Origin of the sequence: Pseudonocardia adelaidensis (assembly GCF_039543345.1) — a bacterium.
GTDB classification, from domain to species: Bacteria; Actinomycetota; Actinomycetes; order Mycobacteriales; family Pseudonocardiaceae; genus Pseudonocardia; species Pseudonocardia adelaidensis.
The window spans coordinates 221,223-234,861 of sequence record NZ_BAABJO010000009.1 but is presented as its reverse complement, the minus strand read 5'-3'; the positions used below and the strand labels follow the sequence as shown (position 1 = coordinate 234,861).

Below are 13,639 nucleotides of genomic sequence, written 5' to 3'. Positions count from 1 at the left end.
GATCGGGCGATGCTCACCGGTGACGAGATCGTGCTCGGCCCGCTGCCCAAAGGCATCACCCTCGCGGGGGAGGGGATGCGCAAGAAGGTCTGGAACATCCTCGGCCACACCTACTGGCCGAAGGCCGCGAGCGACTCCAGCTTCGCGTTCGAGACCTACGACCCGCCGGGCACCGGCGTGCCGCCCCACGTGCACCCCCTCCAGGACGAGCACATCTACATCCTGGAGGGCGTGTTCACGCTGTACCTGGACGGCGAGTGGACGACGGCCGGGCCGGGCGACACCGTGCTCATGCCGCGCAACCTGCCCCACGCCTACTACAACCGGAGCGAGGCACCCACCCGCGGCCTGTTCTGGGTGAGCCCCGCCGGGAAGCTCGCGGCGCTGTTCGACCAGCTCCACGACCTCACCGACCCCGACGAGGTCGTGCGCCGCTCGGCCGAGCACGACGTGAACTTCCTGCCGCCGGGCTCGGTCGAGGGCGCCTGAGGGGCCGTCCGGAGCAGCGCGTCGCGGTCACCCGCCGGGAGCCGCGCGGACCGCCGGAAGCCGGCGCAGCGTTCGAGCCCCTGCTCCGAGGCGCATCCGAGCAGGAGACCGAGGTAGCTGCGGGCCGCCCGGAGGTCCTCGAGCTGCCGGCGCGAAGGCCGCCGGTCCGCTCACGGTCCGGCTCGGGCCGCGCCGCGCCACCGTCACGTGTGGCGCGATTGCCACCGCGGGCACGGCCGCGGTGGCGCTCGCGCTCGTGCGGGGCGGGTCGATCGTCCCGATTGCGGTCGCCGGCATGGTGTTCGGTTCGGGACGGCGGCGGCGTTCACCCCGCTCACGGTCGGCCGTGCCGCCCGAGCGGGCGAGCCCGGCGGCGGGGGTGCTCAACACGGTCCGCCAGACGAGCGGCGCGGCCGGTCTCGCGACGCTCACCACCGTCGTGGCGGCCGTGACCCGGGGGACGGCGGATCCGACGACGGCCCTCGCCCGCGGACGCCGCGGCGTTCGTGGCCTGTGCCGCCTGCCTGCTCCTCGCCACGGCGGTGGCGGGGGTGACGATGCCCGGCCTCGGCGAACCTGCGCAGAGTGCGCAAGATCGTGGGAAGGTCGCTCGGATCGCGCAGACAGCGCATGATGGACCCGGTCGCGGAAGGGAGGGGCCGATGCCGACGCCGACCGAGCTGTTCGTCATCGCCGACGACCTGTCCGGCGCCGCGGAGACCGCCGCCGTGCTCGCCCGCCCCGGCGTCGCCGCCCGGGTCGTGCTCGCCGGTGCCGGGCGCCCGCTCCCCGTGGCGTCCGGCCTCACCGTGGTGGACCTCGACAGCCGCACGGCGGTGCCCGCCGACGCGGCCCGCGCCGTGCACACCGCCCTCGCGGCCGCGCCCCCGTCGGCCCGGATCTTCAAGAAGATCGACTCACTGCTCCGCGGGAACCTCGCGGCCGAGATCGGGGCGCTCGCCGCCGCCCGGTCCGTCGTGCTCGCCCCGGCCCTGCCGGTGGGCGATCGCACCGTTCGGGACGGGGTCGTGCACCTCGCCGGGAGCCCGCTGCACGAGACCGACGCGTGGGGGATCGAGCCAGTGCCCGCGCCGCCGAGCGTCGCGGCCGCGCTGGCGCCGCTGCGCACCACCGTGCTCGGTGCCGCCACCGGGCAGGCTGACCTCGGCGGGGCCCTGGACGCCGCCCTCGAACGGGCACCCGTCGTGATCTGCGACGCCACCACCGACGCCGACCTGGACGCACTGGCCGCCGCCGCGCTCGCCCGGCCGGGCCTGGCCCTCGCCGGGTCGGGTGGGTTCGCGGCCGCCGTCGGGCGGGTGCTGGCCGGTCCCCCGCGGGAACCCGGCGTTCGGCGCGCCGAGCTGCCCCCTTCGGTGCTCGTCGTGGTCGGCTCGGCCGCGGACGTCGCCGCCCGGCAGGTGGAGCGGCTGCTCGCCGACGGGGCCCGCGAGATCCGGCCGCCGGTCGCCGGGGCCACCCTCGAGCCGGGCGTCACGGTCCTGCGCCCCGCCGCCCCCACCGGCGCCGATCCGCGGGCCGTCGTGGCCGGGCTCGCCCGCGCCGTCCTCGACCTCGATCCGGGCCCCGACGGCGCCGACCTCGTCCTGACGGGCGGGGAGACCGCGCGGCGGGTACTCGACGAGCTGGGGATCGACCAGCTCGAACCGCTCGCCCAGATCGGGCACGGCGCCGTGCGCAGCCGCACACCCGACGGACGCCACGTCGTCACCCGGCCCGGCAGCTTCGGCGGGGTCGACTCGCTGCGCGACATCGTCGCGGAGCTGCAGTCCGTCACACAGGCAGATCAGGAAGGCACCATGACCGCCACCGCAACACCGCAGGACGCCCTGCCCCTCGTCGCCGTCACGATGGGCGACGGAGCGGGCGTCGGGCCGGAGGTGATCGTTCCCGCCGTCGTGCACCCGGACACGCTCGCCCGCTGCCGTCCCGTCGTGATCGGCGACGCGGCCCGGCTCCGGCAGGCGGCCGGGATCGTCGGGCAGGACGTGGAGATCGTCGCGATCGGCGAGCCCGCGCAGGCCGAGTTCGGCGGGAACCGGATCAACGTGATCGACCTCGGGCTCCTCCCGGCGGACCTGGCATGGGGCGCCGTCTCGGCCGTCGCGGGCGAGGCCGCCTACCAGTACATCCGGGTGGCGGCGGAGCTCGCGGTCTCCGGCGCCGTGCAGGGGATCTGCACCGCGCCGCTGAACAAGGAGGCGCTGCACGCCGCGGGGCACCGCTTCCCGGGTCACACCGAGCTGCTCGCCCACCTCACCGGCACCGAGGAGGTGTCGATGATGCTCTCCACGCCGAAGGTGAAGGTCATCCACGTGACGACCCACATCGGCCTGATCGACGCCATCGCGAAGATCGAGCCGGGGCTCGTCGAGCGCACCGTGCGGCGCGGGCACGAGGCAGTGGTGCGCTCCGGGGTTGCCGCACCGAAGATCGGTGTGTGCGGGATCAACCCGCACGCGGGCGAGAACGGCCTCTTCGGCCACGGCGAGGAGGAGGAGAAGATCGTCCCGGCGCTGAAGGTGCTGCAGGCCGACGGCATCGACGCCCGCGGCCCCCTCCCCGCCGACACGGCGTTCTTCCTCGCAGGGCGCGGCGACTACGACCTGATCGTCGCGATGTACCACGACCAGGGGCACGCGCCGGTCAAGGTGCTGGGCATCGAGTCGGGCGTCAACATCACCGTGGGGCTCCCGGTCATCCGCACCTCGGTCGACCACGGCACGGCGTTCGACATCGCCGGTACGGGCGTGGCCGAGCCCGGCAGCATGGTCGAGGCGCTGCGCCAGGCCGCCGAGCTCTCGTCGCGTCCGGTGGGCTGACACCCGCGTCGACGAGCTGCCGCCCGGTCGACCGGGGAGTCCGGGTCACGCCGGCCCCGGCCCTCCCGGGTAGGGGCTGCCGCCCGCCGCGATCGCGGCGAGGGCGGCCTCGAGGTGGCCCTGCAGCACCCGGAACAGCCCCGGCCCGTAGCTGACCCGCGCCACCCCCGCCTCCGCGAGCTCGCCGAGGGACGGCCCGCCCGGGAGGAAGGCGAGGTTGACCGGCACCCCGATCGCCTCGACGAGCTTCCGGACCTCCGCGAGATCCAGGCGGTCGACGACGAGCGGGTACACGCAGTCCGCGCCCGCCTCGGCGTACGCCCGGCCCCGGCGCACGGCCTCGGCGAGCCGGTCCTCGCGCGATCCCGATCCGTGCAGGAACGCGTCCACCCGGGCGTTGATCACGACGTCGGGGGCCGCCGCCCGGACGCCCGCGAGGAGCTCCGCCTGCTCCTCGACCGGCACGAGCTCCCCGGTCGAGGCGTCGGAGTCCTCCAGGTTGCAGCCGACCGCGCCCGCGGCGACCAGCCGGGCACCGATCTCGGCCGCGGCCAGCCGGTAGCCGCGTTCGACGTCGGCGGTCACCGGGACGTCCACGGCACGGGCGATCCGGGCGACGGCGGCGAACACCTCGTCCGGTGGCGTGCCCTCGGAGTCGTCGTAACCGAGCGCCGGTGCCATCGCGGCGCTGGCGGTGGCGACGGCCGGGAAGCCGGCCGCGACCACAGCGCGGGCCGTGGCGGCGTCCCACGCGTTCGGCAGGACCAGCGGCGTGCCCGGGACGTGCAGCGCGCGCAGCCGGGCGGCCCGTTCCACCGCCGTGCTCACGACGCCCGCCCGGGGGTGTAGCGGCCGGGCGTCGCCCGCGCCGGGATCGCCACCCGGTTCCAGGTGTTGGCCATCGCGACCACCCAGACGAGCGCGACCAGCTCGTCCTCGCCGAAGTGCGCCTCGGCGGCGTCGAGCGCGGCCTCGATCGCGGCGTGGTCGAGCGTCGTGGCGGCCTCGGCGTACGCCAGCGCCGCCCGCTCGCGCGCGGTGAAGAACGGCGCCTCCCGCCAGGCGGCGAGCGTGTGCATCCGCTGGTGGCTCTCGCCCCGCGCCTCGGCGTCGAGGGTGTGCATGTCGATGCAGTACGCGCAGCCGTTGATCTGCGACGCGCGGATCTTCACCAGCTCCATGAGCGAGCGCTCCAGGCACTGCTCCTCGGTGGCCCGGGTGAACCGCCGCATCGCCTGGAACACCGGGTCGGTGGTGCGCGGGCGCAGGTCGAACCTCGGCGGGATCGCGACGCGCTCTGCGTCGTCCGCGGTACGCGGGGCTGTTGTCGTCTCGGTTGTCACGCCGTCGACGCTAGAACCGATTGGTCCAGTGGGTATGGTCCAAAGTCGTGGCATCCGAGTGGGCCAATTCGCGACGCGGGCTCGACCTGCACCTCGACTTCGACCCTGCGGGCGACGGCCGTCGCACCGGCTTGGAGGTGGCCCTGCGCACGGCGATCCGGGACGGGCGGCTGGCGCCCGGCGCCCGGCTGCCGGCCACCCGGGCGCTGGCGGACGAGCTCGGCGTTGCCCGGGGCACGGTGACGGCCGCGTACGGCCAGCTCGTCGCCGAGGGGTACCTGTCCGCGCGGCGCGGGTCCGGGACGGTGGTGGCCCGCGTGCCGTCCGCGGACCGGGCGCCGCGCGAGCCGTTGGCCCCGCCGCCTGCCGCGCCGCGGTTCCGGCACGACCTGTCGCCCGGGCGGCCGGACGTCTCGGCGTTCCCGGTGCAGGCGTGGCTGAACGCCGCGCGCACCGTGCTCCCGCGAGTGGAGCCCGCGGCGTTCGCGCTCGGTGACCCGAGGGGGCGGCCGGAGCTCCGCGCGGCGCTCGCCGAGTACCTCGGCCGCACCCGCGGCGTCATCGCCGACCCGGACACCATCGTGGTCACATCGGGCTACATGCAGGCGCTCGGGCTGGTCGCGCGGGTGCTGCACGACCAGGGGTGCACGCGGATCGCGATGGAGAACCCGTGCGCGCCGTTCCACCGGGAGGTGGTGCGGCGTGCGGGCCTCGACGTCGTGCCGCTCCCGGTCGACGAGATCGGCGCGGCCGGCCGGGTGCCCGCCGACGTGGGCGCGGTCGTCCTGACCCCCGCGCACCAGGCCACCCTCGGCGTGGTGCTCGGGCCCGCCCGGCGCCGCGCGCTGCTCGACTGGGCGGCGTCGACCGGCGGGGTGCTGCTGGAGGACGACTACGACGGTGAGCTGTCCTACCGGCAGCAGGTCGGCGCGTTGCAGGGCATGGCTCCCGAGCACGTGGTGTACGCCGGGACGGCGTCCAAGACGCTCGGCCCCGCGGTCCGGCTCGGCTGGCTGGTGCTGCCCCGACGGCTCGTGGACGCCGTGGCGGAGGCGAAGTTCTACGCCGACGCGCAGACCGAGTCGATCGGCCAGCTGGTGCTCGCCGAGCTCATCCGCCGCCACGACTACGACCGGCACGTGCGCGTGCAGCGGCTGAAGTACCGGCGCAGGCGCCGCGAGCTGCTGTACCGGCTCGCGAGGGACGTGCCGGCGGTCCGGGTGCACGGGGCGGCCGCGGGCGTCCAGGTGCTGCTGGAGCTCCCGGCCGGAGGGCCGACCGAGACCGAGGTCGTGGACATCGCCGCCCGGCGCGGCATCCGGCTCGTCGGGCTGGGCCGGGGCTGGCACGGAGACCGGGGCTCGCGGCTCGCTGGCATCCTGGTGGGCTACGCCACGCCGGCCGACCACGCGTGGTCACCCACCCTCGACGCCCTGATCGACGTGCTCCGGTCCGCCCTCACCCTGGATCAGGTGAGGTGGTCGAAGTCGCCCCGCACCCAGCCGATGTAGCGGTCGGCGGACCGGCGCGTGGCGGCGCGCGCGTCCGTGTCGACGGTCTTGCCGAAGTTGTCGTAGAGGCGGTCGAAGCGGAGCCCCTCGACCCCGCGCGTGATCCGCTCCACCACCGCGGCCGACAGCGGGATGCGGTTGGGGTAGCTGCGCATGAACGTCATCGTCGCCCGGTCCGGGTTGGCCTGGATCGTGTCGCCGCCGAGCAGCACGCCCTTGCCCCCGGCCCCCGCGGCCCAGAGCGTCACCGCGCTGCCGGGGAAGTGCCCGCCGAGCTGCAGCAGCCTGACCCCGGGCACGACGTCGAGGCTGTCCTTCCACGTGCGGATCGCCGGGTCGGGCCGCGCCACCCACTCCCGGTCCGCCTCGGAGACCAGCACCGGGACGTCGCCCAGCGCCCGGCTCCACTCCACCTGCACGCCGTACATGTGCGGGTGGCTGGCGACGATCGCGGCCACATCGCCCAGCTCCCGGACCCGGCGGGCGGCGTCATCGTCGACGTAGCCGACCATGTCCCAGATGACGTTGCCGGCCGGGGTGCGCACGAGGTGTGCCTGCTGGCCGATCCCGAGCTTCGGCTCGACCGTGATGCCGTACAGGTCCGGCTCGAGCTCGCGCACGCGCACCGCGTGGCCGGCCGCGGCGAGCTCGTCCAAGGTCGTCCAGTGCTGCCCGTCCGCGGGCACCCACTGCCGCTCGTCCGCGCAGATCGCGCACACATCCACCTTCTCCGCGTGCTCCACCGCGCACGTGCCACAGATGTACACGTTCGACCCCCTCGATCTTGTACTATCGTTTGTACAGCCACTGAACCGTAGCGCGTGCGGTCGCGTCAAGGGGCGACGTCCGCGATCGGAGGGTGAGGAGTGCCGGACCCGCCACACCGCCGGGCGAGGTTGAAGGACATCGCGCAGGCCGCGGGCGTCTCCGTGACCACCGCCTCCCGCGCCCTGCACGGGGTGACCGGTGGTGCCCGGGCCCCGTCGGCCGGCACCACCGAACGGGTCCGCGCCGCCGCCGCCCGGCTCGGGTACTCCCGCGACCAGCTGGCCAGCGGCCTGCGCACCCGGCGCAGCCGGCTGCTCGGGATGCTCGTCCCGCGCCTGTCCGACTACGTCCTCGCCACGATCTACGAGGGTGTCGAGGAGGCGGCGCGGCTCGCCGGGTACCGGACGGTCGTCGCCAACACCTACGACGACCCGGACGAGCAACGGGCGCGCGCGGAGGTCATGCTCGACCACCGCGTCGAGGGCCTGATCATCGGCGACGCGTCCGAGCGCGGCGACCTGCTGGCGGACCTCGAGCGCCGGGGCGTGCCGTTCGTGCTCGTCAGCAGGCGCACCGGCGCCCACCCCGCGGTGACCGGGGACGACGTCACCGGCGGCCGCCTCGTCGCGGAACACCTCCTCGACCGGGGCCACACCCGGGTCGCCGTGCTCGCGGGCGAGCCCTACGCCAGCACCGGCAGCGACCGGACCAGGGGGTTCCTGGAGTGTTGGGCGGCCGCCGGCCGGACGGTGCCCGCCGACCGGGTCGTCCACGGTCCCTTCGACGCCGCGGGCGGGCGGCAGGCGATGCAACGCGTCCTGGACGCTCCCGGGCCGCTGCCCACCGCCGTCTTCGCCGTGAACGACTTCGCCGCCATCGGCGCGATGGGGGCCCTGCGCGACGCCGGCCTGCGCGTGGGCCAGGACGTGGCGATCGTCGGCTACAACGACGTGTCCCTCGCCGCGGAGCTGCCGATCCCGCTCAGCACGGTCGCCACCCCGAACCTCGAGATGGGGCGCAGGGGAGTGGAGCTGCTGGTCGAGATCCTCGACGGCGCCCGGCCCGCCTCGGTGCTGTTGCCCCCGCGGCTGCGCGTCCGGGCGTCGAGTGATCCGGTCCAGGTCGGTGGCAAGACTGCCGGGCAGCCCTACCCGACACATGAGGAAGGCGAGGAGGAGCGGTAGCTCGCGGCACCGGCGCCGCCACCGCGGCCCGTGGAGGGCGAAGTCCTGGCCTCGGGTCGGGCAGTCTGAGGCGATGCGCCCCGAGCCGAGCCGGTGGGAGCCGGCACCCGTCGAGGAGGTCGCCGCGGCATTCGCCCGTCACCCCGGGCCGTGGTGGGTCGCAGGCGGGGTGGCGATCGAACTGGCGGTCGGCCGTCGGATCCGTGATCACGCGGACGTCGACATCGGCGTGCTGCGCACCGACCACGTCGCCGCTCACGACGTCCTTCCCGGGTGGGAGCTGTGGGCAGCCGACCCGCCGGGGAGCCTGCGGCCATGGGTGAGGGGCGAAGTCCTGTCGCGAGAGGTGCACGACGTGTGGTGCCGCCCCGATGCCACCACGGCGTGGCGGATCCAGCTCATGATCGACGAATCCGAGGGGCCGGACTGGGTCTCGCGGCGCGATCCACGCGTCCGCCTGCCGCTCGGGCTCGCCGTCCGCTGCACCGCGGCCGGTGTGCCGTACCTCGCGCCCCAGGTGCAGCTGTACCACAAAGCCGGGTCGCACCGCCCGAAGGACCTCATCGACTTCGACGCCGCGCTACCCGTCCTCGGTCCGCCCGAGCGGACCTGGCTGCGGACCGCGATCGAGCGGCGGGATCCCGGCCATGCGTGGCTGCACCGGCTGCGGCGGAGCTGAGCGGGGAGCATTGTGCTGTCGCCGCCGCGGTGTTACGCAGGAGTGATCCGGGCAGAGGAGGCGCACCATGACCCAGCCGACCGTCGACCCGACCTTCTACCGCTCGGCGGCCGATGCGGCCGCCGCCCCGCCCGAGGAGCTGGCCTACGTGGTCGCCTTCGACCGGGCCGCGCAGAAGCACGACGCCATGACGGTCGTCGACGTGAACCCGGAGTCCGACGGCTACGGCGGGGTGGTCGGCTGGACGGACGTCCCGGGGCTCGGTCACGAGCTGCACCACTTCGGCTGGAACGCGTGCTCGAGCGCGCTGCGCCACGAGGGCCACGGCCACGAGCTCGCCCGCCGGTACCTGCTCGTGCCGGGCCTGCGCTCGTCGGACATCCACGTGCTCGACACCCAGCCTGACCCGCGGGCGCCGCGGCTCGTCCGCACGATCAGCGGCACGGACCTGTCGGAGAAGGCGGGCTACTCGCGCCCGCACACCATGCACTGCGGTCCGGACGGCGTGTTCCTGACCTGCCTCGGCGGCCCGGAGGGCGACGACGACGGGCCCGGCGGGATCGCGCTGCTCGACCATTCGACGTTCGACGTCCTGCGCGCATGGGAGACCGAGCGCGGCCCGCAGCACTTCGCCTACGACGCCTGGTGGCACCTCAACCAGAACACGCTCATCTCCAGCGAGTGGGGCAGCCCGTCGATGATCGAGAACGGGGTCGTCCCCGAGCTGCTGCTGGGCAACCGGTACGGCCACGCCCTCCACTTCTGGGACCTCGCGGAGGGCCGGCACGTCCAGAGCGTCGACCTGGGTGCGCAGCACCAGATGGTGCTGGAGGTGCGCCCGTCCCACGACCCGGAGGCCACCTGGGGGTTCGTCGGCGTCGTGGTCTCCACGGAGGACCTGTCCGGCTCGATCTGGCGGTGGTTCCGCGACGGTGACGGGTGGAAGGTCGAGAAGGTCATCACCGTCCCTGCCGAACCCGCCGACCCCGACCGGCTGCCTCCCGCCCTGAAGCCGTTCGGTGCCGTGCCGCCGCTCATCACCGACATCGACCTCTCGGTGGACGACCGGTTCCTCTACGTCTCCTGCTGGGGCACCGGGGAGATGAAGCAGTTCGACGTGTCGGATCCGGCGCGCCCCCGGCAGACCGGCTCCGTCCGGCTCGGCGGCATCGTCGACCGCGCCCCGCACCCGGCCCGGCCCGACCTGCCGCTCGCCGGCGGGCCCCAGATGGTCGAGGTGAGCCGCGACGGCCGCCGCGTCTACTTCACGAACTCGCTCTACGGCGCGTGGGACGACCAGTTCTACCCCGACGGCGTCGGCGCGTGGATGGCGAAGCTCGACGCCGACCCCGCCGGCGGCCTCGCCGTGGACGAGCGCTTCTTCCCGCACGGCGACGACTTCCGGGGCCTGCGGCCGCACCAGATCCGCCTGCAGGGCGGTGACGCGTCCTCGGACTCGTACTGCTACCGCTGACCGGGCGCCGGGCCGTCGCACACCAACGGTGGCGCTCCCACACGAACTGCAGTTCGTGTGCCGGCACCAGCGTTGGTGTGCGAGCCGTCAGGGCGTGTGTTGCACGTCCAGCGAGTAGATGACCACCTCGCCCACCGCCGCCGGGGCCTCGCCCCGCTCGGGGTTGGACTGGGTGTAGGTGCCGGCCTTGAAGTACCACCCGTCGCCCGCGAGGGGGACGTCGCCCGCCTGCCTGCCGTTGTAGGCGACCTGGACGCGGCCGTTCGCGGCGGTGATCCGCAGGTCGTACGGGGTGCCCAGCGCGTAGTGCTCGTCGAGCGTGAACTCGCCCTCGCCGTCGTCGTACTCGACGAAGAGGTGCGTGCCCTCCAGTCGCACCATGACGACGTCGTTCTCGGCGTCGTGGATCTGCGCCGCGACGACGTGCGGCTTGACCTCAGGCAGCTTGGTGATCGCCTCCCGGAGGGTCATCGTGTGGGTGCCGGCGCGGTTGGACCAGCTCGCCAGCGCGCCACCGTCCATCTCCCGGAGCTCGCACCGCGGGTAGCTGCTCCCGTTGGTCGTGACCCCGCCCGCGTTGGCGGTGAACACGACCCCGTCGCGGGTGTCGTCGAGCCGGAAGAAGTCGTCGCTGAACGAGGTCAGCTGCGGTGGGTGGATCTCCTCCGGCTCGTTCCCGGCGCCGGTGGGCAGGGTCAGTTTCCAGTTCGCGAGGTTCAGCACGTCGCCGGGGACGGCTGGCGTGCGCGGCGCCGGGGGCGCGGGGGCGGGCGCCGGCTCGGGTGCCGCGCACGCGGCGAGTGCCACGAGGAGCGCTGGCCCGACCACGATCAGAAGATCTCGGAAACGCGACATGAGGCGCCGATCTCCCGTCTCGAACCACTCGCCGTGGATCCACCGAGCGTAGCGAGGGGATCACGTGCAGAAAGGGCTCCGGAGATCTGCCACCCGAGTGGGTGGCGATCATGGGAAGCTGGGTGCGATGGACGGACGTGACCTCGGTCGGGTGTTCGACGACGTACCGGAGATCTACGACCGGGTTCGCCCGGGCTACCCCGACGAGCTGTTCGCGGACCTCGCCGCCGTCACCGGCATCGACGCGCGGGCGTCGGTGCTCGAGGTCGGGTGCGGCACCGGCCAGGCAACGCGTCCACTGGCCGCGCTCGGGTGCTCGGTGACGGCCGTCGAGCCGGGCGTGGGGATGGCCGCACTCGCGCGCCGCCGGGTCGCCGACTTCGGGAACGGCGCCGCCTTCGGGAACGTCGCCACCTTCGGGAACGTCGACATCGAGACCTCGATGTTCGAGGAGTGGGGCGACCGCGGCCGGCGTTTCGACGCCCTCGTCGCGGCGACGTCGTGGCATTGGGTCGACCCCTCGGTCCGCTGGCGGCGGGCCCACGACGTGCTCCGCCCAGGGGGCTGGATGGTGGTGCTCGGCCACGTGGTCGTCCGCAGGCCCGGCGAGCCCGAGGTGTACGCCGAGACCGCCGATCTGCACGAGCGCTTCTCCCCGGCGAACCCGGGCTGGGGTCATCCGCCGCTCGAGGACGAGGTGCGCGCGACCGACGACGCGTGGGGGCTCGCCGACGGTCCCGGCAACTTGTTCGGCCCGCCGGTCGTGCGCTGGTACCCGACCGTCCAGTGGTTCGACGGGGCCGGCTTCGCCGACCTCCTCCGCTCGACCTCGCTGTACCGCAAGCTCGACCGCGACGTCCGCGAGCCGCTGCTCGACGCGGTCGCCGAACGCATCCGCACGCGGATGGGCGACCGGGCGCCACGCCGCTACCTCAGCGTCCTCCGGGTGGGCCGGCGCGCCGGGTGAGCGCGCAGGTACGCGTCCTCGGCGGCGTAGTCGAACCACCCCCGGCGAGAGCGTAGCCACCGGCTGGTGCTCTGCTGATCCCTGCCGCCGTCGTCGGCGGAGAAATGCGGTTGTGGTGCGCTGTTACGGTCGGCCCATGGCCACGAGCGGCGGGGACACCCCTACGGCGTCCTAGCGGTACCGCCCCGGCCCCACCGTGAGTTCGCCGGTTGGGGCCTCCTCGGCGTACCCGTCCCCACCGTGCCCGCGGAGCCCTCGTGCCCCTGTGTCTGTTCCTGCTCGTCGTCCGTCCCGAGGTCGGGCGTGATCCGCCGTGCCTGCGGTGAATCGCCCCTGATCCCACGAGTGGACGGAAGGACGACCCGTGTCCAGTTCGATGTTCCGGAAGAAGTCCCGGTCGAGGGTGCGGCACCACCGGGCCCAGTGGCACCGGAGGATGTCGGTGCCCCAGCTCGCGCCGTGCCCGAACCCGCGGTGCCGCCAGGTCAAGCCGGCCCACGTCCTCTGCCCCGCCTGCGGGCAGCACCGCGGACGGCAGGTGCTGTCGCCCACCCGCGACTGACGGGATGAGCCTGGGGTGCGGGCCGCGACGCGTCCCGCACCCCGGCCGGTGCCTCCTCGGATCAGAAGGGTGGATCGCCGACCTCCAACTCGCCGACGCTCTCGAACGTAGGTTCGTCGATACGTGACTCGAGGCGGACTCGCAACGGTCAGCTCGCGTCCGCGCGCTCCCACAGCTGCGCGAGGGCCTCGTTGACGAGGGCCGGCTGCTGGACCTGCGGGTAGTAGCCGGGCACCGTCAGCAGCCGGGCCCCGAGCTTCTCGGCGACCACCTCGGCCGTGATCATCAACGGCTCGCCGGCGAGGCGCCGGTACGCGTCGGGTGCGCCGGACCAGTCGCCGCGGACGACGAGGGCCGGGAAGCCGGCGGCGGCCAGCCGGTCGAGCGGGATCTCCGCGTCCCAGCAGGGTCGCTCGTGCATGGTGGTGTGCGCCGCCCGCAGCCGGGCCGCCGTGGGTTCGGGCGTGGGCATGCCGACCGACTCGGTCGACAGGCGCAGGTAGCTCTCCGGGGTGAGGTCGGCAGGCAGCTCCACGACGGCGGCGCGGTTGCGGGCGAGCAACTCCGCGATCGCGGGATGGGACTCGGCCGCGCGCAGCGAGCCCGGCTGGACGAGGCACAACGACCGGACCAGGTCGGGGCGCGCCGCGGCGGCGAGCATCGCGGCGACCGCGCCGTAGGAGTGCCCGACGAGGTGAGCGCCGTCCCCGAGCAGGTGCACGACGTCCTCGGCGTCGATCGCGTAGTCGCTGCGGTACGGGCCGGGCGGCAGGTCGGGGCTCGCGCCGTAGCCCCTGCGGTCCATCAGCAGCAGCCGGCGATGCCCGGCGAGCGGTCGTTGGGCTCCGAACCCGTACTCGGTGTCGGCGCCCCAGCTGAGCACGCCGTGCACGAGGACGGCCGGCGGACGGTCGGCGGCATTGCCGAGGGCGGTCACCGCGATGTCGTTGAACACTGCTCAATG

General features: G+C 74.4%; 13 protein-coding genes. 8 read left to right on the top strand and 5 right to left on the bottom strand.

Translation table 11 applies throughout. The annotated features are described in order from the left end of the window. The first annotated feature begins 9 nt into the window (after positions 1-9). Entirely contained in the window at positions 10-489 is a 480-nt protein-coding gene (locus ABEA81_RS14695; protein WP_345605604.1) for a cupin domain-containing protein, read from the top strand. Between the two features lie 662 nt (positions 490-1,151). After that, the gene (gene pdxA / locus ABEA81_RS14690; RefSeq protein ID WP_345605603.1) at positions 1,152-3,332 is read left to right on the top strand and encodes a 4-hydroxythreonine-4-phosphate dehydrogenase PdxA; all 2,181 of its coding nucleotides are present in this window, start codon (positions 1,152-1,154) and stop codon (positions 3,330-3,332) included. A gap of 45 nt (positions 3,333-3,377) precedes the next feature. Here pdxA and ABEA81_RS14685 read toward each other — a convergent pair whose 3' ends face one another. Continuing rightward, positions 3,378-4,160 (bottom strand): isocitrate lyase/PEP mutase family protein, encoded by a 783-nt coding sequence (locus ABEA81_RS14685; RefSeq protein ID WP_345605602.1) that lies wholly within the window; start codon positions 4,158-4,160, stop codon positions 3,378-3,380. Beyond that, entirely contained in the window at positions 4,157-4,675 is a 519-nt protein-coding gene (locus ABEA81_RS14680; protein WP_345605601.1) for a carboxymuconolactone decarboxylase family protein, read from the bottom strand. Before ABEA81_RS14680 ends, ABEA81_RS14685 begins: the two co-directional genes overlap by 4 nt. Positions 4,676-4,722: 47 nt before the next feature. On the opposite strand from ABEA81_RS14680, the gene pdxR reads away from it, so the two are divergent. Next, positions 4,723-6,186, top strand: coding sequence for a MocR-like pyridoxine biosynthesis transcription factor PdxR (gene pdxR, locus ABEA81_RS14675; RefSeq protein ID WP_345605600.1), 1,464 nt, complete (start codon positions 4,723-4,725; stop codon positions 6,184-6,186). On the opposite strand, the gene ABEA81_RS14670 is transcribed toward pdxR, so the two are convergent. Next, positions 6,144-6,953 (bottom strand): MBL fold metallo-hydrolase, encoded by an 810-nt coding sequence (locus ABEA81_RS14670; protein WP_345605599.1) that lies wholly within the window; start codon positions 6,951-6,953, stop codon positions 6,144-6,146. The two genes, pdxR and ABEA81_RS14670, sit on opposite strands and share 43 nt — an antisense overlap. Before the next feature lie 99 nt (positions 6,954-7,052). Here ABEA81_RS14670 and ABEA81_RS14665 point away from each other — a divergent pair, with 99 nt between their 5' ends. The 3 genes from ABEA81_RS14665 to ABEA81_RS14655 all read left to right on the top strand — a co-directional run bounded on the left by ABEA81_RS14665 (position 7,053) and on the right by ABEA81_RS14655 (position 10,291). Next, complete coding sequence (locus ABEA81_RS14665) at positions 7,053-8,138, top strand: LacI family DNA-binding transcriptional regulator (protein ID WP_345605598.1); 1,086 nt, start codon at positions 7,053-7,055, stop codon at positions 8,136-8,138. A gap of 73 nt (positions 8,139-8,211) precedes the next feature. Continuing rightward, the gene (locus tag ABEA81_RS14660) at positions 8,212-8,817 is read left to right on the top strand and encodes a nucleotidyltransferase domain-containing protein (protein ID WP_345605597.1); all 606 of its coding nucleotides are present in this window, start codon (positions 8,212-8,214) and stop codon (positions 8,815-8,817) included. Positions 8,818-8,884: 67 nt separating this feature from the next. Further along, positions 8,885-10,291 (top strand): selenium-binding protein SBP56-related protein, encoded by a 1,407-nt coding sequence (locus ABEA81_RS14655; protein WP_345605596.1) that lies wholly within the window; start codon positions 8,885-8,887, stop codon positions 10,289-10,291. Between the two features lie 87 nt (positions 10,292-10,378). Here ABEA81_RS14655 and ABEA81_RS14650 read toward each other — a convergent pair whose 3' ends face one another. Then, on the bottom strand, positions 10,379-11,119 hold the full coding sequence (locus tag ABEA81_RS14650; protein WP_345605595.1) for a polysaccharide lyase family 7 protein: 741 nt from the start codon (positions 11,117-11,119) through the stop codon (positions 10,379-10,381). A 154-nt stretch (positions 11,120-11,273) separates the two neighbouring features. Here ABEA81_RS14650 and ABEA81_RS14645 point away from each other — a divergent pair, with 154 nt between their 5' ends. Beyond that, complete coding sequence (locus ABEA81_RS14645; protein ID WP_345605594.1) at positions 11,274-12,113, top strand: class I SAM-dependent methyltransferase; 840 nt, start codon at positions 11,274-11,276, stop codon at positions 12,111-12,113. Between the two features lie 364 nt (positions 12,114-12,477). After that, entirely contained in the window at positions 12,478-12,675 is a 198-nt protein-coding gene (gene rpmF, locus ABEA81_RS14640) for a 50S ribosomal protein L32 (protein ID WP_425570553.1), read from the top strand. 148 nt (positions 12,676-12,823) lie between these two features. Here rpmF and ABEA81_RS14635 read toward each other — a convergent pair whose 3' ends face one another. Continuing rightward, on the bottom strand, positions 12,824-13,630 hold the full coding sequence (locus tag ABEA81_RS14635) for an alpha/beta fold hydrolase (RefSeq protein ID WP_345605593.1): 807 nt from the start codon (positions 13,628-13,630) through the stop codon (positions 12,824-12,826). Between the last annotated feature and the right edge of the window lie 9 nt (positions 13,631-13,639).

Excerpts from the sequence above, each read along its gene's own strand:
- ABEA81_RS14645 (WP_345605594.1), top strand. The coding sequence starts at position 11,274 with ATGGACGGACGTGACCTCGGTCGGGTGTTCGACGACGTACCGGAGATC.
- pdxA (WP_345605603.1), top strand. The coding sequence starts at position 1,152 with ATGCCGACGCCGACCGAGCTGTTCGTCATCGCCGACGACCTGTCCGGC.
- ABEA81_RS14660 (WP_345605597.1), top strand. The coding sequence starts at position 8,212 with ATGCGCCCCGAGCCGAGCCGGTGGGAGCCGGCACCCGTCGAGGAGGTC.
- ABEA81_RS14695 (WP_345605604.1), top strand. The coding sequence starts at position 10 with ATGCTCACCGGTGACGAGATCGTGCTCGGCCCGCTGCCCAAAGGCATC.
- ABEA81_RS14655 (WP_345605596.1), top strand. The coding sequence starts at position 8,885 with ATGACCCAGCCGACCGTCGACCCGACCTTCTACCGCTCGGCGGCCGAT.